This is a genomic window from Dactylosporangium sp. CA-139066, from assembly GCF_050936175.1.
GTDB lineage: Bacteria > Actinomycetota > Actinomycetes > Mycobacteriales > Micromonosporaceae > Dactylosporangium.
Genome location: NZ_JBNJNH010000001.1, coordinates 2,904,174 through 2,922,605 on the forward strand (window position 1 = coordinate 2,904,174; position 18,432 = coordinate 2,922,605).

Consider the following 18,432-nt stretch of genomic DNA (forward strand, 5'->3'; position numbering starts at 1 on the left):
GGGCCACTCCAGCTCACCGGCCGCGCCGTGCGGGGCGAGCAGGCTCAGGGACGCGTCGAGGGCGCGCCCGACATCTGCGCCGTCCAGGACGGCACCGTGCCGGGCTCCAGCGGGCGCACCTCGTCGGCGGTGAGCGGGATCGGGCCGCGGAACTGGCGGGCGACCGCCGTGAACCAGCCGAGGTGGATGCGGTCCCGGTCGGCGACGTACGCGGCGCGCAGCTCGTGCCAGCGCAGGCCGGGGTGGCGGTGGTGCACGTTGTGCAGGTTGAACGCGAGCACGAAGAGCTCCAGCGCGCGCGGCAGGGCCAGGTTCATGGCGTCGAGCGGGCGCTCCAGGCGGGTGCGGTAGTGGTACGCGTTGTCCGCCAGGGACACGATGAGGGCCCGGGCGCCGACCGCGCTCCACAGCATCCACGCGTGGCCGCCGTAGGCGACGGAGCTTCCGGTGTACGTCACGATGACCGCGATCGCCTCCAGCCGGAACTTGCGGAGGTTGTCGCGGCGGGCGACCCGCTCGAACAGCAGCCCGCTGACCGAGTCCAGCGAGTCGGTCCTGCGCACCAGCATCCGCCAGCCGGGCCGGGGGAGCAGGACCAGCAGCACCGACAGCAGCTCCGCGGCGTACAGCCCGCCGAGCAGCCGCGGGTAGTACGTCCGCGCGGTCGCCAGCCACGAGGAGCGCTGCGGGTCGTACACCTCGGTGCGCTCCCGCTGGGTCCGGCTGTAGCGGTGGTGCAGCAGGTGCCCGGCCTTGAGCAGCGTGAACGGCCCGCCGTAGCCGACCGCGAGCGCCCGGCCGAGCCGGTCGTTCCAGCCCCGGTCGCGCAGCAGGGTGCCGTGGATCCCCTCGTGGATGAGCGACCACAGCGGGACCGTGGTGAGCGCGATCGGCGCGAGCAGCCAGCCCCAGTGCACGTCGCGCGGCAACAGCAGGAGCGGCAGCGCGAACAGCTGCAGCAGCAGGGTGGCGAACGCGGCTCCCACCAGCGCGATCGCCAACGCGGACTGACGGCGGTGCATGGTTCGCACGCTAATGCGGCCAAGGAGAAGACCGAGTGACATCCTTGCGAAAGCTTTTCTTCGGTACCCACGACCGGCCCGCTGCGGCCGGAAGGCCACGTCAGGATTGGTCGCATGCTCCTGGAGGTCATCGCGCTGGACGCCCGCGACGCCCGGTCCGCGCAGGACGGCGGCGCCGACCGCGTCGAGCTCGTCTCCGCCATGGCCTCCGGCGGCCTGAGCCCGTCCCCGGCCACGGTCGCCGCGGTCCGCGCCGCCGTCACGATCCCGGTCCGCGTGATGCTGCGCACCGGGCCCGGCTTCGCCGCCGACCTGCCGCGGCTGCGCCGCACGGCCCGCGACCTGCGCGCGGCCGGCGCCGAGGAGTTCGTCCTGGGCTTCCTGGACTCCTCCGGCGCGGTCGACCCGGCCCCGTTCGACGCGCTGCTGGACGGTTCGCCGTGGACGTTCCACCGGGCGATCGACCACGCGGCCTCCCGCCCGGCGGCCTGGTCGGCCCTGCGCGACCTCCCGGGCCTCGACACGGTGCTGACCGCGGGCTCACCGGCGGGCGTCACCGAGGGCCTGCCGGTGCTCACGGCCGAGGCCGCGTCCCACGCCCGGCTCCTGCTCGCCGGCGGCGGCGTGCGCGAGCACCACCTGCCGGCGCTCGCCGCCGCCGGCCTGACGGCGATCCACTCCGGCTCGGCGGCCCGGCCCGGGGCCGACTGGTCCGCGCCGGTGGACGCCGCGCTCGTCGCCCGCCTCCGCGATCGGCTGCGGGTGGGCGCCTGAGCCCGCCGGCCCAGGCGCCCACGGACCTCATCAGGAGGGCAGGGACCAGTTCTGGTTGGCGCCGCCGCCGCACGTCCAGATCTGCAGGCGCGTGCCGTTCGCGGAGCTGGGGCCCGTGGCGTCGAGGCACTTGCCGGAGCCCGTGTTGACGTACGTCGAGCCCGACCGCGTCCACTTCTGGGCGTTCGTGCCGTTGCAGTCGTACAGCTGGACCTTCGTGCCGTTCGCGGTGCCGGCGGCGGCCACGTCCATGCACTTGCCGAGGGCGCGCAGGGTGTTGTCCGAGCCGCGGGTCCAGCGCTGGGCCGCCGTGCCGTTGCAGTCGTAGAGCTGCACCGCCGTACCGTTGGCGGAGCTCGCGCCGGCGACATCGACGCACTTGTTGCCGTAGCCGACGATCTGGCCGGTGGAGCCCGTCGGGCCGGTGGTCGGGGTGGTCGGGCCGCCCGTCGGGGTGGTGCCGAGCCACGCGTTGGCGGCCGCGGAGCCCGTGTTGTCGATGGCGGTGTTGTTCTCCACCGGGCTCGGGACCGAGCTCGGGAAGACGATGAACGTCACCGGCCCGGCCGTGCCGCCGGTCGCCGGGTTGGAGTCGATGCCGAGCGCGGTGGCCAGCGCGTACGAGCCCTCGCCGATGATGTTGTCGGGGCCCTCGTCGGCGAAGACGGCGTAGGCGACCTGGTTGTTGTACACGACCGCCGCGACCGCGCCGGGGCGGATGCCGCTGGCGCCGTAGTCGAAGCGGGAGCTGGGCAGCGGGATCACGTAGTAGCGGGTCACGTCCGAGGTGAAGTACGCCCCGGTGCTGGTGGTGAACGAGGTCTGCGGCTGGTACCACGGATCGGTCCCGGCGTTGCAGCGCGGCGTGCTGATGCCGTCGCAGTCGATGTCCATGTCGGCGGTCCAGAAGTACGCCGAACCGCTCTTGCAGATGGCCACGGTGGCCGCGCCGCCGTCGTCGGTGGCGTACTTTCCGTTGGACACCTGGTTGCAGGTCGAGGTGCGGGCGAGCAGCTGGCTCGCCGTCGGCCCGGCCGCGAGCGCGGCCTTGCCGGACAGGGTCAGCGCGAACGCGGCCGACGCGGTGAACGACAGCGCGACGGCGACGACCGCGATGAGCGGCAGACGGTACCGTTCCACGGGCAGGCTCCTAGGAAGACTCGGGTGTGGTCTCCCGACGGCGAGCGGACGGTACCGCCGAAGGTTGGTAGATAGGAAACCTGACTGACAGATATCTGTCAATGCTTTGCTTCCTGGCGCTCGCTTCGCTCGGGCGCGGGCGGGGGGTTCCCACCCCGGACCCCCCATGGCCGCTGCGCGGCCACTGTTGTTGCGCTTCGCGCGGTGGCTGGGGTTTCTTGTTGCGCTTCGCGCGGTGGTTGCGGTTTCTTGTTGCGCTTCGCGCGCTACCTTGCTGTCCGAAAGTTAGCCTGGCGCTCGCTTCGCTCGGGCGCGGGCGGGGGGTTCCCACCCCGCACCCCCCATGGCCGCTGCGCGGCCACTGGCTGCGCTTCGCGCGCCAGGCACGGCGCGGTCCGCGCGGGCCCGCGTCACGCTCGCGGCCGCCTGCTCTCGGCGGTCGCGCCCGGCGGGCCGCCGGCTTGGCTTCGCGTTCGTCAGGTCAGCGTGCGCTCAGGCGGCAGGAGGGCGCGGGCGGCGTCCAGGTCGCGGGCCTGGACGAGGGCGTGGATGCGGTGCGCGAGGTCGGTGACGTCGGTGATGGACACGGTCCACTCGTCGGCGTAGCGCCGCGTGGCCTCGCCGGACAGTCCGAGCTGCAGCGAGCGCACGCCCGGAATCGGCCGCAGGTGCAGGTCGCGCTCGGGATCCCACTGCACCCGTACCGGGCTCTCGCGCAGCTGCCGCTTCCACTCGGCGGCGCTCGCGTGCGCGGACCGGTCGTAGTGGCTCGGGCAGGCCCGCGCCAAGGCCCACTCGAAGCCGGCGCGGCGGATCTCGACGGCGAGGACGTGCTCCTGGCCCGGCTTGGTGGCCCAGCCGCAGCGGTACATCATCCACAGGAACGACGGCTTGATCCACGTCATCCGGTCGCGCGAGAACGCCGCCGTGAACCGGCCCGCGGCGACGGCCGGCAGCGCGATCGAGGCGTTGTACGCCTGGTAGACCGTGATGGTATCCGCGCTGTACACGGCCCGGATCTCGCGGCTCACGCGCCCACCGCCGCCCGCACCTCCGCGGTCAGCTCACCCATCGCGGCGACCGCGGCGGCGATCGCCTCCCGGTCGGTGCCGACCGCCCCGAGCAGGGCGTTGAGGCGCTCGGCGAACCCGGCGGGCGCGCACGCGAGACGGCCGGTCGCGGCCACCATGGCCTTCTCGTTGAGCAGCCACTCGCCGGTGTGGGCGTGCAGGGCGTGGCACAGCACGCCGGCCGCGCGGAACAGGCAGCCCGCGGCGTACACCGGGTCGGTGCCGGACGCGCCGTAGCCCGCGATGCGCACCGCGAAGTCCGCCTCCCACAGGCCGGCGACCAGCGCGTCGCGCAGCGCCGGCGGGTACACCCGCGTCTGCTCGGACAGGGAACGCAGCGCGCCCGTCGGGTCCGACAGGACGCGGGCGCGGGCCGTCTCGCCGGCGTAGACGTGGGAGTAGAAGCCGAGGGGGTGGCCGGGCTGGAAGCCGATCTCGTACCGGCCCTGGCGGCACTCCTGCCAGATGCGCTCGACCCGGTCGAGGTCGCGGTAGATCCAGTCGACGCGGCGGCCACCGACGGTGAGCCAGGCGCCGCCGTCGACCCATGGGCCCCAGGCGCCGGGGGCGGTGACCTCGGCGGGCTCGTCGGCGACGGCGGCGGCCAGGCCGCGCAGGGCGTCGACGTCGAGGGGGCGGCGGTAGTACAGGCCCAGGTCGTAGTCGGAGTCCGGGCGGTGCGTGCCGCGGGCCCGGCTGCCGCCGAGTGCGACCGCGCTCACCCCGGGCACCGCGGCGAGTTGCTCGGCCAGCGGGGCCAGGAACTCCGTCATGCTGAGCATTGTGGACAACTCCCGCCCCTTCACGCTTCCGGATTTGCCGGCGGTGGCCGCCGACATCGCCGCGCGGCTGAGCGCCGCCGGGTTCACCGACGCACCGCATCTGCGCCAGGCGCTCGCCCTCGCCGAGGAGGCCGGCGAGTTCGTCGGCGCCGTGCGGCGGCACTACGGGCTGGCGCGCCGTACCGGCTCGTTCGACGACGTCGAGGCCGAGCTCGCCGACGTCGTCATCACCGCCTTCGTCACCGCCGAGACGATGGGCATCGACCTCGAGCGCGCGCTGGCGGCGAAGCTCGGCGTGGTGTACACCCGCGGCTGGAGAGAATCATGAGCTGGCTCGAGATCGTCGGGTGGGCCGGCTCGGCGCTGCTGGTGTGGTCCCTGCTGCAGAAACAGCTGCTGCGGCTGCGGGTGTTCAACCTGATCGGCTCGGTCATTTTAGTCGGCTACAACGCCCTGGCCCATGTCTGGCCCATGGCCGGGCTCAACGTGACCCTCGCCGGGATCAACATCTGGCAGTTGTACTCCATCCTGCGCACCCGCCACGACGAGCGGAAGTACGCCGTGGTCGAGGTCGCCACCGACGACAACTTCCTGGCCCACGTGCTGCGGGTCCACTGGGCCGACATCGCGCGGTTCAACCCGGACTTCCGCTTCGACGACGAGCACCGGCTCGCGTTCCTGACCCTGAACGGCGACGAGGTCGTGGGCGTGCTCATGCTGCGCCCGACCGACGACCCGGCGGTGGCGCAGGTGGAGCTGGACTACGTCACCCGGCGGTACCGCGACCTCAGCCCCGGCGAGTTCGTCTTCCGCCGCAGCGGCCAGCTCACCGCCCACGGCTTCCGCCGGGTGCTCACGCCGCCGGGCATGGTCGCCCCCTACTACGCCCGGCTGGGCTTCCAGCCGTCCGGCGACCGGTACGCGCTGGAGCTTCCTTCTGATTAGCTCTGCTAACGAGGTATATTGGCAGAGTGGATCACGAGGCTCTCGCGGAGGCGCTGGCGGCGCAGCTCAACGGCGTGCGCCGGGTGCTGCGCCGCCGCGTCCGGGCCGACCTCGGGGTTCCGGCGCTGACCGGTAGCCAGGTGGAGCTGCTGCGGCTGGTCGAGTCCGCGCCGGGGATCGGGGTGAGCGCGGCGGCCCAGCAGCTGCACCTGGCCGGCAACTCGGTGAGCACGCTGGTCAACCAGCTGACCGAGGCGTCGCTGCTGCGGCGGGAGCGGGATCCGGCGGATCGCCGCTCGGCCCAGCTCTTCCTGACCCCGTCGGCGGTGTCGCGCCTGACGGCCTGGCGCGCCGCGCGGGTGTCCCTGCTCGCCGGCGCCCTGTCGTCCCTGGATGACGGCGAGCGCGTTGCGCTGGCCGCCGCGATTCCGGCGCTGTCGCAGCTGGCCGAGACCCTGACGCTGCACGATTCGGCGGATGGCTCACATCCTAGCTTCCTAGGACGCGAAACCCGACGCGACGGCGAGCACAAACGCGGCGGGGAAGGCAGCGACCAGGAAAACGGCGCCGCGCACGAGCGCGGCCGAGCGGCCAGCGAGCACGAGCACGAGCGTGGGGGAGCGAGCAGTGAGCACGGACGCGGTGGTGAACAACGACGTACAGACGAGCAAAACCGTGAAAGGGGCGTCGATGACAGCGGCGGCCGTTGAGATCAATGGGCTGCGGCATCGGTTCAAAGAGACCCTCGCCGTGGACGACCTGTCGCTGAGCGTCCAGCCGGCCGAGATCTTCGGGCTGCTCGGGCCAAACGGTGCCGGCAAGACGACCACGATCCGGGTCCTGACCACGCTGCTGCCGCCGCAGGCCGGCGACGTCGCGGTGTTCGGGCTGGACGTGCGGCGCAACCGGATGGCGGTGCGGCGGCTCATCGGGTACGTGCCGCAGGCCCTCTCCGCCGACGCCGGGCTCAGCGGCCGCGAGAACGTCGCCCTCTTCGCGCGGCTCTTCGACGTGCCGCGGGCCGAGCGCAAGGCCCGCGCCGAGGCCGCCATCGACGCCATGGGGCTGTCGGAGGCGGCGGACCGGCCGGCCGGGACGTACTCCGGCGGCATGATCCGGCGCCTGGAACTGGCCCAGGCGCTGGTCAGCGCGCCGAGGCTGCTGGTGCTCGACGAGCCGACGATCGGGCTGGACCCCGTGGCCCGCGCGGGGGTGTGGGAGCGCATCACCCAGGTGCGGGCCGAGACGGGGATGACGGTGCTGGTGACGACGCACTACATGGAGGAGGCGGAGGAGTTCTGCGACCGCGTGGCGCTGATGCACCGCGGCCGTATCCGCGCCCTCGGTACCCCGGCGGAGCTGATCGCGTCGGCGCGGGGGGAGAGCCTGGACGACGTGTTCAGGGAGTACACCGGCGATGATCTCGATTCGGGAGGGTTCAGCGATGTCCGTGCAGCTCGCCGCACCGCACGCCGGCTCGGCTGAGGCCCGGCCGGCCGGAGCGGTGCGGGTCTTGTGGACCCGGGTCGTGGCGATGTGCCTGGTCGAGCTGCAGAAGCTGCGGCGGGACCGGACCGAGGTCGTGACGCGGGCGATCCAGCCGGCCCTGTGGCTGATCATTTTCGGGCAGACGTTCACGCATCTGCGGGCGATCCCGACCGGGGGCATCCCGTATCTGGACTTCCTGGCGCCGGGGATTCTGGCCCAGTCGGCGCTGTTCGTGTCGATCTTCTACGGCATTCACATCATCTGGGAGCGCGACGCGGGCGTGCTGGCGAAGCTGATGGTGACGCCGACGCCGCGGGCGGCGCTGGTGACGGGGAAGGCGTTCGCGGCCGGGGTGCGGGCGTTGGTGCAGGCCGTGGTCGTGATCGTGCTCGCCGCGATCCTGGGTGTGTCGCTGACGGCGAACCCGCTCAAGCTCCTGGGTACCGCCGCGGTGCTGGTGCTTGGTTCGGCGTTCTTCTGCTGCCTGTCGATCACCCTGGCCGGCCTGGTGCTGAAGCGTGACCGGATGATGGGTATCGGTCAGGCGATCATGATGCCGCTGTTCTTCGCGTCGAACGCGCTGTATCCGGTGTCGGCGATGCCGGGCTGGCTGCGGGTGCTCAACCACGTGAATCCGCTCAGTTACGAGGTGGACGCGCTGCGGGGGCTGCTGATCGGCACCCCGGCGCACCTGCTGCTGGACGCGGGCGTGCTGGTCGGGTCGGTCGCGGTGGCGGTGTTCGCGGCGTCGGCGATGCTCGGGCGGCTCACGCGGTAAGGGCGTGATGGCCTACGATGCGTACTCATGACGGATGCGTCCGCCGAGGGCCTGACTGACCGGATCGACACCACCACGCCGCATCCGGCCCGGCGCTACAACTACTGGCTGGGCGGGAAGGACAACTTCGCCGCCGACCGGGAGTCCGGGGACGCGATCGCGAAGGTCTATCCGGCGATCCGCACGACGGCGCTGGAAAACCGGGCGTTCCTGCAGCGGGCGGTGCGGTTCCTGACCGGCGAGGCCGGGGTCCGGCAGTTCCTGGACATCGGCACCGGCATCCCGACGGCGAACAACACGCACGAGGTGGCGCAGTCGATCGACCCGCGGTCCCGGATCGTGTACGTCGACAATGACCCGATCGTGCTGACGCATGCGCGGGCGCTGCTGACGAGCACGCCGGAGGGCGCCACGGCGTATATCGACGCGGACCTGCGCGACCCGGCGTCGATCCTGGGCCACGAGAGCCTGCGCGAGACCCTGGACGTGCAGCGGCCGATCGCGCTGATGCTGATCGCGATCGTGCACTTCCTGTTCGACGAGCACCGGCCGTATGAGACGGTCGGCCGGCTCATCGACGCGCTGCCGCCGGGCAGCTACGTGGTGATGACGCACGGCACGACGGACTTCCTGCCGAAGGAGCTTCGGGAGTACGGCGAGGCGGAGGTCCGGGCGGGCCGGCTGAAGCTGGACGCGGTCGGGCGCACGCGGGACGAGATCGCGAGGTTCTTCGACGGCCTGGAGATCGTGGAGCCGGGCGTGGTGCCGATCGTGGAGTGGCGCCCGGAGGTGCCGGAGGAGGACCGCCCGCCGCTGGCCGACGCGGCGCTCTACGGCGTGGTCGCCCGCGTCCCCTGATGGGCCTGCCGGTGGTCGAGGTGGGCGACTCACGCGGCCGAAGTTGCGGGATGCATGAGCGGCGGCCGTGGGCGCAACGTGGTGACACGGGTCGGCGGACGTCTATGCTTTGACGTCGTGATGACACGAATCGTGCTCGTTCGTCACGCGGAGGCCGTCTGTAACGTCGAGGGCAAGGTCGCCGGTCATCGCAGTTGTGCGGGGCTTACGTCGGCCGGTCGCGGGCATTGTGCGTCGGTCGCCGCTCGGCTGCGGGAGGTTTGCGGGGCGGATGCCGAACCGGTGCTGGTCGCCAGCGCGATGCGACGGGCTCGGGAGACGGCGGAGCTGATCGCGTCGGCGCTGCAGATCTCGCCGCCGGCCGATGGGCGGTGTGGCCTGTGCGAGCGGCATCCCGGGTCGTACGAGGGTTTGTCGCTGGAGCAGTTCAAGGGCTTGGCCGTCGGCGGCGACGCAATGGAGGGGCTCGAGCGGCTCGAGGCGTTCGCCCTCCGGGTACGCCGGGAGCTGCTGCGCCTCGCGGCGACGCACGCGGGAAGCACGATTGTCGCGGTAACCCATTCGGGTGTCGTCGGGTTGTCGTTCTGGGCGTTGGGTGGCTTGCCGGCGCGGATGCAGCTGTCGCTGAAACCGGCCAATGGTTCGATCACGGAGTGGTCGATGCACAGCGGCGACCCGGGCCGGTGGCGGCTGCAACGCTACAACGACGTGCCGGTGCCCGCCGCCTAGCGGCCGCACGGCGTGACTCGAGCACCTGGCATCCTGACGGGTGGGTCCCCGGCTTCGAAAGTACCCTCTAATTGGGACTGTGTGGCGCGACGTCCTCGTCGCCATTGTCGGTACACGACGATGTGCGACGCAGCGCGCACGGTCCCGGCCCGAAGGACTTTTCCACGATGGACGTGTACTCGACCTTTCCTCCGTCGCGTTCGGCCTCGAGTCCTGCGGAGTTTCGTCAGCGTGTCGCGGACATCGCCCGCTGGGTCGACAATTCCGAGTGTCGTGGGCTGCTTGTCTACACCGACAACAGCGTCATCGACCCTTGGGCGTCGGCGCAGTTCATGATCGAACGGACTGAGAAGCTGGTGCCGCTCGTCGCCGCACAGCCGGCCTATATGCACCCGTACACCGCGGCGCGGATGGTGAGCACGATCGGGTTCATGTTCGGGCGCCGTGTCGACCTGAACCTGGTGTCCGGTGGTAATCGCAATGATCTGCGCGCCATTGGCTGCACCGTCGAGCACGATGCGCGGTACGAACGGCTGGTGGAGTACGGGCAGGTGATCGACAGGCTGCTCACGCAGCCCGATCCGGTCACGTATCACGGTAAGTACTACGACCTGAACGGTGCGGTGCTGAAACCGTCGCTGCCTGGAGAACTGGCCCCCACGACGTTCGTTGCCGGGTCGTCGCCGGCCTGTGCCGCCGCGGCGCGGGCGCTTGGGGTGACGAGGCTGTCATACCCGGCCGCGATCGAGGAGTACGAATCGGGCCAGGTTTCGCTGGGCGGCTGCGGCATCCGTTTCGGCATCATCGCGCGTGAAACGAGCGAGAAGGCCTGGGCGGTGGCTCACGCGCGCTATCCCGCTGATCGTATGGGCGAGCGGATGCATGACTACACGGTCCGCGTCGCCGCATCCGGCTGGCATCACAAGCTGCTCGACGACGCCAAGCGGCAGCAGGAGCCGAGCACGCCGGACTCGCCGTACTGGCTGTACCCGTTCCGGTCGTTCAAGGACTTCTGCCCGTATCTCGTCGGCAGCTACGAGGAAGTCGGAGCTATGCTTTCGCGGTACCTGCGTCTGGGCGTCACGTCGCTCATCATGGGCATTGCGCAGGACGAGGACGATCTGCACCACGCGTTGTCGGCAATCGGTCGGGCCAGGTCGATCTGCGGCGTCGGCCCGGGTGGATCGGCCGAGCCGAGCGTTGAGCGGTCCGCGGTGGGCGCCGCCTCTGATGGATAGGCCGCCGCGCGTGACGTCACTGTTGCGTCTGCAGCCGGGAACGGCTACGCCGCCGATCTACTGCTTTCACCCGTTGGGCGGCAGCGCCGGAGTGTACGGGGCGCTGGCGCTGTACATCGGCTCGGACCGGCTCGTGTTCGGGCTACAGTCGATCGGCCTGGCCGGCGGGGAGCCCGACCGCACCGTCGAGGCGATGGTCGAGCGGTACGCCGCCGAGATCGCGGGGAGCGGCATCGATGCCTACGGCGGTCCCGCGGTATTTCTGGGTTATTCGATGGGCGGGATGCTGGCGCTGGAGACCGCGCGGCTCCTGCGTGACGAGGTGCGGTATCCGCCGGCCGTGCTGCTGATCGACTGCGATCCTTTGTACGGCACGGAGCTGGACAGCGACCCGTGGCGGGTTCTGCTCGATCAGGTCCTCGACATCGACCTGCCCGCCGGAATCCTCACGGGTCTGGCGCTGCCCGACGCGCTGCGGCTGGTGCGGGCCGCCGGCGCGGAGCAGGGGCGCCTCCCGGCGCGGTTCAGCATCGATCGGCTCGGCCGGATGCTGCGGGTGTGTGCGGCGAACGAGCGCGCGTCGGCGCAGCACGTACCGGCGCCGTATCCGGGGCGGCTGCACGTGATCCGCGCGGCGGTCGCCAACGCCGAGCCGTTCGGTGATGCGTGGGAGGCGTTCGCCGAAGAGGTGATCATGTGGGTGGTGCCGGCCGGTCATTACGCGGTGATGAGTCCGGTCTGTTATCCGGCGATCGCGGGCCGGGTCCGTGGGCTGCTGGGCGGCGGCCGGTCGGCGGGCCGTGCGCCGGGCGGCGCGGTGGCGCCGGCGCAGCGCCCGGTCGGTTCGTCGAGCTGAGCAGGAGGCGTTGTGGGTATGGAGAACGTGCGGGCCATTGAGGCGGCCGTCGTGCGGATGTGGACCGAGATCCTGCCGAACCCCCCGCGTGCCGACGACGATGACTTCTTCGATCTCGGCGGGCAGTCGCTGCATCTGGTCTCGTTCCTGCAACGGGTCCACGCCGAGTGGGGAGTGGAGCTACCGGTGACCGACCTGTTCGCGGATGCGTTCACGGCTGTTCGTGCGGCGTCTGCGATCAGCCGGCAGCTGGCCGAGGGCCCGGATGCGGACGACCTCGCCGAGCGGCTGGCTGCGTTGCCGGATGAGGCGGCGCTCGCAGTGCTGGCCGAGCTTGCCGACCCGCTGCCGGAGTCGGGATGAGGTTCCTCATGGTGACGCACGGCAGCGCCGGTGACCTGCTGCCGTTTCTGCGCATCGGCCGGGAGCTGGCCGGGCGCGGGCACGAGATCATGGTGCTGGCCGATGGCTCGTGCGGTGCGGTGATCGAGCGGGCCGGGCTTTCGTTCGTGCCGACCAGCGACGCATCGCCGGCGACGGCGTACAGTTCCGCGCCGGATCTGCTCGGTGCGGCACGGCCCGCGCAGTTGCGGGAGGTGTACCTGCGTCACGGCCTTTTCGAACAGGTTCGCCGGGAGGCCGAGGCGCTTGTGCGGCTGCACCGCCACGACGAGACCGTCCTCGTCGGGCGGCACACGTCGGCCGCGTCGGTGCTCTTTGCCGCGGAGGTGCTGGGATCTACGGCATGCTGGGTGGCGGTGTCGCCGGCGCAGCTGCAGGTGGTGCCGCTCGCCGTCGGCCATGTCGAAACGGCGCTGGCGGAGGGGTTCAATGCGGTCCGCGCACGGGTCGGCCTCCTGCCGGTCAGCGACTGGCGAGCCTGGTTCGGCTCGCCCGACGGTGTGCTCGGCCTGTGGCCGCGCTGGTTCGACGTTGCCGGGACGCGGGCCCCGGCCGGGGTCGACCTGGCCGGGTTCGTGCTCGGTGACGACCTCAGCCCGCCGGGGGGCGAGGCGCGACCGGAAGACACGGTGGCCGTGACGCTGCCGGATCCGTCGGCGGTGCTGGTGACGGGCGGCACCGGCCGCATGCTCAATCCGGCGTTCTACAGCAGCGCGATCGACGCGGTGGCGGCGGCCGGGCGGCCGGCGATCGTCGTGACGCCACATCGGGACCTGCTTGCGCGGCGGTTGCCGGGGTGCGTCACGTGGCTGCCGGAGGCGCCGTTTGCGCTGATGTTGCCGCACGTGGCGGCGATCGTCCACCACGGCGGCATCGGCACCGCGGTCCGTGCCCTGCGCTGCGGCACGCCGCAGGTGATTCTCGCCGATGGGGCGGATCGGCCCGACAACGCGCGGCGGCTCGCCGCCCGAGGTCTTGCGTCGTGGCTCGATCCGGCTCGGTGGTCGCCGGCGGACATTGGCGCGGCCCTCACGGAGAGGTTGTCCAGCCGGGATCGCAGTCGGTCGTCGCCGGCGCCGGAGCTCGAGCTGGAATCGGGGCCACGGCGTGCGGCGGAGGCACTCGAGGCGCTGCCGCCCACCGCGGGCCCGGCCCAGCGGCTGCGCCGGCAGCTGGCCCTGCTCTCCCCCGAACAGCGCCGTCGGCTCGGTCGTAGGCTGCCGGCCGCGGGATCAGGCGAGGCCGGGCGGTGAAGGTCCTGCTGGCGCAGAACATGCCGCACGCGCCCGCCTATGGGGGCGCGAACCGCTCGAACCGCGTGATGCTGGAGCAATTGGCCGCGAGCGGGCACGAGTGCCTGGTCGTGGCGCCGCTGCTCGTCTCCGAGGACGAGCTGCGCGCCCACCTCGTCCGGCATGGCGCGGGGGACGTTGCCGAGGACGGTCACGCGTTGACCTACCGCCTGCGGGGCGTGTCCGTCCGTGCGGTGACGGCCGGCCCGCGGCTGGTCCGCGAGGTGCTGCAGGTCGCGGCGCGGTTCAGGCCGGACTGGATTCTGGTGCCGTCCGACGATCCGGGCGCGCTGATGCTCGGCGCCGCGGTGACGGCGGCGCCGACCCGTGTCGTCTATCTGGCGCATACGCTGCAGCAACTGCCGTTCGGCCCGCGGGCGTTCTTTCCCAGCAAGGCGTCGACCCGCCTGGTGCGGCGGACGGCGGGGATCGTGTCGGTCAGCCGCGCGGCCCAGGCGTATCTGGCACGGTGGGGCGGGATGCGGTCGGAACTGATCCATCCCGCGGTGTACGGCCGGGGCCCGTTCCCCGTGCTGGGCGGCGAGGCGATCACGCTGGTGAACGCGTGCGCGTACAAGGGCATCGACGTGTTTCTCGGCCTGGCCGATGCGTTCGCCGACGTCCCGTTCCTGGCAGTGGCGAGCTGGGGGACAGGCCCCGAGGATCTGCGCCGGCTGCGGCGGCGGCCGAACGTGACGGTCATCGGCGCCGTCGACGACATCACCGAGGTGTTGCGGCGCTGCCGGGTGCTGCTTGTGCCGTCGCTGTGGGATGAGACCTTCGGGTACACCGCGGTCGAGGCGCTGCTGCACGGCGTGCCGGTTCTGGCCGGCGACGTCGGCGGCCTGCCGGAGGCGATGCTCGGTCAGCCCCACGTGCTGCCGGTGCGGCCGATCGAACGCTACGAGGGGGGCACGGTCCATCCGGTCGCGGTGGTGCCGGAGCAGGATCTGGGGCCGTGGCGGGAGACGTTGTCGCGGTTGCTGTCCGACGAGGCGTACGCCCAGCAAGTACGGGAGGCGTCACGGCGGGCCGCCGCGGCGTTCGTGTCCGGTCTGGACGAGGGGATGCTGGAGCGGTACCTGCGCACGCTCGCTCCGGCACCGGGAAGGGAGCGGCTGTGACGGCGTCCTTGCCGGTCGATGGCTGGGACCAGGACGTGGTGGCACCACCGGCGTTGTCGCAGCCGGCGGAGGCGGATCTGCGGCGGCTGCTGCTCATCCGGCATTTCGAGTGGCGGCTGCAGACGCTGTTCGAGGAGGGGCGTCTGGCCGGCACCACCCACACCTGCCTGGGCCAGGAGTACGTTCCCGTGGCGGTGAGCGCCCTGCTGCGTGCGGACGACTTCATCTTCAGCAATCATCGTGGGCATGGTCACTACCTGGCCCGTTTCGCTGATCCGGCCGGCCTGCTCGCGGAGCTGATGGGCCGGGCGGGTGCGGTGTGCGGTGGCGTCGGCGGCAGTCAGCACATCCGGCGCGGCCGGTTTGTGTCGACCGGCGTTCAGGGCCAGTCGCTGCCGGTCGCGGTGGGCGCGGCGCTGCATCTGCAGCGGTCCGGGGCAGCCGGGCTGGCCTGTGTGTACATCGGCGACGGTACGTGGGGTGAGGGAGCGGTCTACGAGGCGCTGAATTTGGCCGCGCTGTGGCGGTTGCCGTTGCTGGTCGTCGTCGAGCACAACGGCATCGCCCAGACGACCCCGACGAGGCTGCAGATGGCGGGCACGATCGCCGGTCGCGCCCGGGCGTTCGGGCTGGCGCACGTGCGGGTCGATGACATCGACGTGAACCGGATCCGTTCGGTCGTCGGCCCGTTCGTCGAACAGGTACGCAATGCGGGGAGGCCGACTGTGGTGGAGTTCCGTACGCACCGGCTCGGCCCGCACAGCACCGGACGGGACACCCGGCCGCCGCAGATGCGTCGTGCCGCCGAGCGGTACGACTGGTACGAGCTGTACCGGGCGGCGTTTCCGCAGCAGTTCCGCACGCTCGACGACGAGCAACGCTCGACGGTGCTCGCCGTCGCGGCCGAGGTGGCGGCCCGGCCGCCCGCCGGGTGGGTGGCGTGATGCCGCGGGCCCGGACGGTGGGCGAGGACTTGAACGGTGCCCTGCATGCGCTGCTGGCCGACGATCCGCGCGCCTACGTGCTCGGCGAGGACATCGCGGATCCGTACGGCGGCGCGTTCAACGTGACGAAGGGCCTGACGACCCGGTTTCCCGATCGGGCGCTGACGACACCGATCAGCGAGTCGGCGATCGTCGGCGCGGCCGCCGGGCTGGCGCTGGCCGGCGACGTGGCGGTCGTCGAGGTCATGTTCGGTGATTTCGCGGCGCTGGCGTTCGACCAGCTGGTGAACTTCGCGAGCAAGTCGGTGTCGATGTACGGCGAGCGCCTGCCCATGCGGATGGTGGTTCGGTGCCCGGTCGGCGGCGGCCGGGGATATGGGCCGACGCACAGCCAGAGCCTGCAGAAGTTTTTCATCGGCGTCCCGAATCTGACGCTGTACGAGATCAGCCCGTTCCACGACTGCGGCGCGTTGCTGCGCCATGCGATCGCTACCGGTGGCCCGTGCCTGTTCTTCGAGGACAAGGCGCTCTATGGCAGGCCGGTGCGCCGCGACGGTGTGGTGGACGAGGTCTTCCGATTCGGGCTTGTGCCGGCGCAGCCGCCAGTGGCGCACGTGTACGCCGACGGCGTCGACGGCGACTGCCTGCTGATCGCCGGCGGAGGCACCGCCGAGCGGTGCGTCGAAGCGATGCGCTCGCTGCTGGCTCGCGAGGAGATCGGCTGTGACCTGTTCGTGTACGGCCGCCTGTATCCGTTCGACGTCGAGCCGCTGTGGCCGTGGCTGTCGGGTGCCCGTGCGGTCGTCGTGGTTGAGGAGGGCACGGCCGGTGGGACCTGGGGAGCGGAGGTGGCGCACCGGATCCGCTCCACCGTCGGTGGCGCTGCGCCCGAGGTACGCCTGGTCCACTCGCTCGACCGGGTGATTCCGGCGGCGCCGCACCTGGAACGGCTGGTGCTGGTGCAGGACGACTGGATTCACCGCACTGTTGTGGAGGCGTTGCATGGTTGACATCCGGATACCGACGCTCAACAGCAACGATGTGGTCTACCTGTTGCTGGACTGGCTCGTGGAGGACGGCGACGCGGTTGACGCGGGTCGGCCGATCGCGGTCGTCGAAACGTCGAAGGCCACCGAAGAGCTCGTCGCTGACACCGCCGGCGTCCTGTCGCGGCTGCTGCCCTCCGGTTCGCAGTGCTCCCCCGGCTCCGTAATCGGTCGCATCTCGGCCTCGGGCGAGGCGGGAGCGACGCCGGAAGCGCCGAGTCTCGCGCCGGCCGATGGCCACACGGATGCCGGCTCGACCGCCGGCGCGGCGGGAGTGCTGGTGACCGAGCCGGCGCGGCAGGTGGCTGCGGAGATCGGCGTGGACGTGCAGCGGCTGCGACAGCTCGGACTGGCCGTGGTCCGGCGGGCGGACGTGTTACGCCTGGCCGGGATGGACCGCGCCGCGGGACCCGCCGGCGCGGAGGCGGCGGACGAGCTGGTGCTGCCGCGCAGCCAGGCCGGGGTCGCGTCGGTCGTCACGCGGTCGCGTGCCACGATCCCGAGCGCCTTCGTGGCGGTGAAGGTCGCCGTCGACGAGGCCGCGGAGTTCGCCCGCGCGGCGACCCGCCGCCTGAAGACGCTCGTCGGGCTGCCTGAGGTAGTGCTGGCAGCGCTGGGGCGCCTCGGGCGTGAACATCCGCTGTGTTTTGCCGCTCCGGCGGGCGAGCATACGTTGAGAGCCGCCTCTGCGGTGAACGTGGCCGTGACGGTCGATGTTGGCACCGGCCTGTACCTGCCGGTGGTGCGCGGGTGCGACACGCGGGGGATCGGTGAGATCGCACGAGACCTGATGGCTCATCGCCTCACCTCGATCAGGGGCCGGTTCCGGGAGAACGACCTGGCCGGCGGCGCGATGCTGCTGTCGCTCGGTCACGATGAGGTGGTCGCCAACCATCCAATCATCCCGCCGGGCATGGTCTGTGCCATCTCGCTGACCGGCGTGCAGCGCGAGCCGGTGCTCCGCCCCGATACCGGCACGCTCGGCGAACGCTCATACGTCATCGTCGGCGCCACGTACGACCATCGGTACGTCAACGGCGCCGACGCGACGCGTCTGCTCATAGGCATCAAGGGGATCCTTGAGCGCCGGCCCCGCCTCGACGACCTGTGACCATGCCGCGGAGGGGGCCGTCGCCCGTCACAGCACACCGGGCGTTGCGCCGACGTTGAGGTACAGGCCGCCGTCGACGACGAGGTTCTGCCCGGTGATCCAGCCGGCAAGCGGCGAGCATAGAAACACCGCCGCCGCCGAGATGTCCGACGGGTTGCCCAGCCGTCGCAGCGGAACGTCGTCTGTGGTGTCGACGAACGCCTGCGTCGTGGCGTCGGTGGCGAGCATGTGCGCGGCAACGCCCTCGGTGGGCACGGGGCCCGGGGCGATCGCGTTCACCCGCACGCCGTGCGGTCCCCATTCGTATGCCCAGGTGGCGGTCAGCGACACGATCGCCGCCTTGGCCGCACCACAGTGCGCAAATCCTGGGAAGCCGAGCTCCGGCAGCGGCAGCGTGATGTTGAGGATGGCACCCCTGCGGTCCTTGAGCATCGCGGGCACGAATGCGCGCGTGACGTTGAAGGTGCCGTTGAGATCAGTATCGATGACCGTGTCCAGTGCGCGGCGGGTCATCCGTTCGGCCCGCATGAAGAAGTTCGCGGCCGCGTTGTTCACGACGATCGTGGCCGGCCCGGACCGGGCCAGGACGTAGTCGTGCAGCCGCTGAACGTCGTCGTCGTCGCGCACGTCGCACGGCACGCTGCCGCACATGCGCCCGGTCTCGCCGACCATCCGGGACTCGGCGGCGGCCAGCCGGTCCGCCGAGCGGGATGTGATGATCACATCGGCGCCGAGCGCGACGAAGTCACGCGCGATGGCGTAGCCGAGGCCGGACCCGCCGCCGGTGATCACGGCGACCTCACCCTTGAGTACGGTCGGGGCGAACATTCGAT

21 protein-coding genes are annotated in these 18,432 nt (G+C 71.6%); 16 read left to right on the forward strand and 5 right to left on the reverse strand.

The genetic code is table 11. The features are described from left to right. Positions 1 to 44 precede the first annotated feature (44 nt). Positions 45 to 1,022, reverse strand: a complete 978-nt coding sequence (locus ACQEVU_RS13340) for a fatty acid desaturase family protein (RefSeq protein ID WP_433323156.1) — start codon at positions 1,020 to 1,022, stop codon at positions 45 to 47. Between the two features lie 114 nt (positions 1,023 to 1,136). On the opposite strand from ACQEVU_RS13340, the gene ACQEVU_RS13345 reads away from it, so the two are divergent. Beyond that, complete coding sequence (locus ACQEVU_RS13345) at positions 1,137 to 1,796, forward strand: copper homeostasis protein CutC (protein WP_433323158.1); 660 nt, start codon at positions 1,137 to 1,139, stop codon at positions 1,794 to 1,796. A 30-nt stretch (positions 1,797 to 1,826) separates the two neighbouring features. Here the strand turns inward: ACQEVU_RS13345 and ACQEVU_RS13350 are convergent, their stop codons facing one another. The 3 genes from ACQEVU_RS13350 to ACQEVU_RS13360 all read right to left on the reverse strand — a co-directional run bounded on the left by ACQEVU_RS13350 (position 1,827) and on the right by ACQEVU_RS13360 (position 4,779). Continuing rightward, the gene (locus tag ACQEVU_RS13350) at positions 1,827 to 2,936 is read right to left on the reverse strand and encodes a ricin-type beta-trefoil lectin domain protein (RefSeq protein WP_433323160.1); all 1,110 of its coding nucleotides are present in this window, start codon (positions 2,934 to 2,936) and stop codon (positions 1,827 to 1,829) included. A gap of 476 nt (positions 2,937 to 3,412) precedes the next feature. Next, entirely contained in the window at positions 3,413 to 3,967 is a 555-nt protein-coding gene (locus ACQEVU_RS13355; RefSeq protein ID WP_433323162.1) for a DUF4291 domain-containing protein, read from the reverse strand. After that, positions 3,964 to 4,779 carry a nucleotidyltransferase domain-containing protein gene (locus ACQEVU_RS13360; RefSeq protein ID WP_433323164.1) on the reverse strand — a complete coding sequence of 272 codons (816 nt, stop codon included), beginning with the start codon at positions 4,777 to 4,779 and terminating at the stop codon, positions 3,964 to 3,966. Before ACQEVU_RS13360 ends, ACQEVU_RS13355 begins: the two co-directional genes overlap by 4 nt. Here ACQEVU_RS13360 and ACQEVU_RS13365 point away from each other — a divergent pair. The 15 genes from ACQEVU_RS13365 to ACQEVU_RS13435 all read left to right on the forward strand — a co-directional run bounded on the left by ACQEVU_RS13365 (position 4,778) and on the right by ACQEVU_RS13435 (position 17,599). Then, positions 4,778 to 5,116, forward strand: coding sequence for a MazG nucleotide pyrophosphohydrolase domain-containing protein (locus tag ACQEVU_RS13365; protein WP_433323166.1), 339 nt, complete (start codon positions 4,778 to 4,780; stop codon positions 5,114 to 5,116). The two genes, ACQEVU_RS13360 and ACQEVU_RS13365, sit on opposite strands and share 2 nt — an antisense overlap. Beyond that, entirely contained in the window at positions 5,113 to 5,733 is a 621-nt protein-coding gene (locus ACQEVU_RS13370; RefSeq protein ID WP_433323168.1) for a hypothetical protein, read from the forward strand. Before ACQEVU_RS13365 ends, ACQEVU_RS13370 begins: the two co-directional genes overlap by 4 nt. A 26-nt stretch (positions 5,734 to 5,759) precedes the next feature. Continuing rightward, positions 5,760 to 6,443 (forward strand): MarR family winged helix-turn-helix transcriptional regulator, encoded by a 684-nt coding sequence (locus tag ACQEVU_RS13375; protein WP_433323170.1) that lies wholly within the window; start codon positions 5,760 to 5,762, stop codon positions 6,441 to 6,443. After that, complete coding sequence (locus tag ACQEVU_RS13380; RefSeq protein WP_433323172.1) at positions 6,424 to 7,218, forward strand: ABC transporter ATP-binding protein; 795 nt, start codon at positions 6,424 to 6,426, stop codon at positions 7,216 to 7,218. Before ACQEVU_RS13375 ends, ACQEVU_RS13380 begins: the two co-directional genes overlap by 20 nt. Further along, complete coding sequence (locus ACQEVU_RS13385) at positions 7,178 to 7,999, forward strand: ABC transporter permease (protein ID WP_433323174.1); 822 nt, start codon at positions 7,178 to 7,180, stop codon at positions 7,997 to 7,999. The genes ACQEVU_RS13380 and ACQEVU_RS13385 overlap by 41 nt, the downstream gene beginning before the upstream one ends. 27 nt (positions 8,000 to 8,026) lie before the next feature. After that, a complete protein-coding gene (locus tag ACQEVU_RS13390; protein ID WP_433323176.1) occupies positions 8,027 to 8,857 on the forward strand; it encodes an SAM-dependent methyltransferase in 831 nt (276 codons plus the stop codon). Positions 8,858 to 8,977: 120 nt separating this feature from the next. Then, positions 8,978 to 9,586, forward strand: coding sequence for a histidine phosphatase family protein (locus ACQEVU_RS13395; RefSeq protein ID WP_433334916.1), 609 nt, complete (start codon positions 8,978 to 8,980; stop codon positions 9,584 to 9,586). A gap of 167 nt (positions 9,587 to 9,753) precedes the next feature. Then, positions 9,754 to 10,824: an LLM class flavin-dependent oxidoreductase gene (locus ACQEVU_RS13400; RefSeq protein ID WP_433323178.1), complete on the forward strand. Its 1,071-nt coding sequence runs from the start codon at positions 9,754 to 9,756 to the stop codon at positions 10,822 to 10,824. Positions 10,825 to 10,834: 10 nt separating this feature from the next. After that, complete coding sequence (locus ACQEVU_RS13405; protein WP_433323180.1) at positions 10,835 to 11,680, forward strand: alpha/beta fold hydrolase; 846 nt, start codon at positions 10,835 to 10,837, stop codon at positions 11,678 to 11,680. 18 nt (positions 11,681 to 11,698) lie between these two features. Beyond that, entirely contained in the window at positions 11,699 to 12,043 is a 345-nt protein-coding gene (locus ACQEVU_RS13410) for a phosphopantetheine-binding protein (protein ID WP_433323182.1), read from the forward strand. Next, positions 12,040 to 13,335 carry a glycosyltransferase gene (locus ACQEVU_RS13415; protein WP_433323184.1) on the forward strand — a complete coding sequence of 432 codons (1,296 nt, stop codon included), beginning with the start codon at positions 12,040 to 12,042 and terminating at the stop codon, positions 13,333 to 13,335. Before ACQEVU_RS13410 ends, ACQEVU_RS13415 begins: the two co-directional genes overlap by 4 nt. Next, the gene (locus ACQEVU_RS13420; RefSeq protein WP_433323186.1) at positions 13,332 to 14,498 is read left to right on the forward strand and encodes a glycosyltransferase; all 1,167 of its coding nucleotides are present in this window, start codon (positions 13,332 to 13,334) and stop codon (positions 14,496 to 14,498) included. Before ACQEVU_RS13415 ends, ACQEVU_RS13420 begins: the two co-directional genes overlap by 4 nt. Continuing rightward, entirely contained in the window at positions 14,495 to 15,442 is a 948-nt protein-coding gene (locus ACQEVU_RS13425) for a thiamine pyrophosphate-dependent dehydrogenase E1 component subunit alpha (protein ID WP_433323188.1), read from the forward strand. The genes ACQEVU_RS13420 and ACQEVU_RS13425 overlap by 4 nt, the downstream gene beginning before the upstream one ends. Then, on the forward strand, positions 15,442 to 16,452 hold the full coding sequence (locus tag ACQEVU_RS13430; RefSeq protein ID WP_433334918.1) for an alpha-ketoacid dehydrogenase subunit beta: 1,011 nt from the start codon (positions 15,442 to 15,444) through the stop codon (positions 16,450 to 16,452). Before ACQEVU_RS13425 ends, ACQEVU_RS13430 begins: the two co-directional genes overlap by 1 nt. After that, positions 16,445 to 17,599: a 2-oxo acid dehydrogenase subunit E2 gene (locus ACQEVU_RS13435; protein ID WP_433323190.1), complete on the forward strand. Its 1,155-nt coding sequence runs from the start codon at positions 16,445 to 16,447 to the stop codon at positions 17,597 to 17,599. The genes ACQEVU_RS13430 and ACQEVU_RS13435 overlap by 8 nt, the downstream gene beginning before the upstream one ends. A 27-nt stretch (positions 17,600 to 17,626) precedes the next feature. On the opposite strand, the gene ACQEVU_RS13440 is transcribed toward ACQEVU_RS13435, so the two are convergent. Further along, positions 17,627 to 18,427, reverse strand: a complete 801-nt coding sequence (locus ACQEVU_RS13440; protein ID WP_433323192.1) for an SDR family oxidoreductase — start codon at positions 18,425 to 18,427, stop codon at positions 17,627 to 17,629. Positions 18,428 to 18,432: the final 5 nt, after the last annotated feature.

Bases quoted from the DNA above. Each gene is read 5' to 3' on its own strand.
- ACQEVU_RS13340 (WP_433323156.1), bottom strand. From the start codon at position 1,022: ATGCACCGCCGTCAGTCCGCGTTGGCGATCGCGCTGGTGGGAGCCGCG.
- ACQEVU_RS13345 (WP_433323158.1), top strand. From the start codon at position 1,137: ATGCTCCTGGAGGTCATCGCGCTGGACGCCCGCGACGCCCGGTCCGCG.
- ACQEVU_RS13365 (WP_433323166.1), top strand. From the start codon at position 4,778: ATGCTGAGCATTGTGGACAACTCCCGCCCCTTCACGCTTCCGGATTTG.
- ACQEVU_RS13360 (WP_433323164.1), bottom strand. From the start codon at position 4,779: ATGACGGAGTTCCTGGCCCCGCTGGCCGAGCAACTCGCCGCGGTGCCC.
- ACQEVU_RS13370 (WP_433323168.1), top strand. From the start codon at position 5,113: ATGAGCTGGCTCGAGATCGTCGGGTGGGCCGGCTCGGCGCTGCTGGTG.
- ACQEVU_RS13380 (WP_433323172.1), top strand. From the start codon at position 6,424: ATGACAGCGGCGGCCGTTGAGATCAATGGGCTGCGGCATCGGTTCAAA.
- ACQEVU_RS13385 (WP_433323174.1), top strand. From the start codon at position 7,178: ATGTCCGTGCAGCTCGCCGCACCGCACGCCGGCTCGGCTGAGGCCCGG.
- ACQEVU_RS13390 (WP_433323176.1), top strand. From the start codon at position 8,027: ATGACGGATGCGTCCGCCGAGGGCCTGACTGACCGGATCGACACCACC.
- ACQEVU_RS13395 (WP_433334916.1), top strand. From the start codon at position 8,978: ATGACACGAATCGTGCTCGTTCGTCACGCGGAGGCCGTCTGTAACGTC.
- ACQEVU_RS13400 (WP_433323178.1), top strand. From the start codon at position 9,754: ATGGACGTGTACTCGACCTTTCCTCCGTCGCGTTCGGCCTCGAGTCCT.
- ACQEVU_RS13410 (WP_433323182.1), top strand. From the start codon at position 11,699: ATGGAGAACGTGCGGGCCATTGAGGCGGCCGTCGTGCGGATGTGGACC.
- ACQEVU_RS13415 (WP_433323184.1), top strand. From the start codon at position 12,040: ATGAGGTTCCTCATGGTGACGCACGGCAGCGCCGGTGACCTGCTGCCG.
- ACQEVU_RS13430 (WP_433334918.1), top strand. From the start codon at position 15,442: ATGCCGCGGGCCCGGACGGTGGGCGAGGACTTGAACGGTGCCCTGCAT.
- ACQEVU_RS13435 (WP_433323190.1), top strand. From the start codon at position 16,445: ATGGTTGACATCCGGATACCGACGCTCAACAGCAACGATGTGGTCTAC.
- ACQEVU_RS13440 (WP_433323192.1), bottom strand. From the start codon at position 18,427: ATGTTCGCCCCGACCGTACTCAAGGGTGAGGTCGCCGTGATCACCGGC.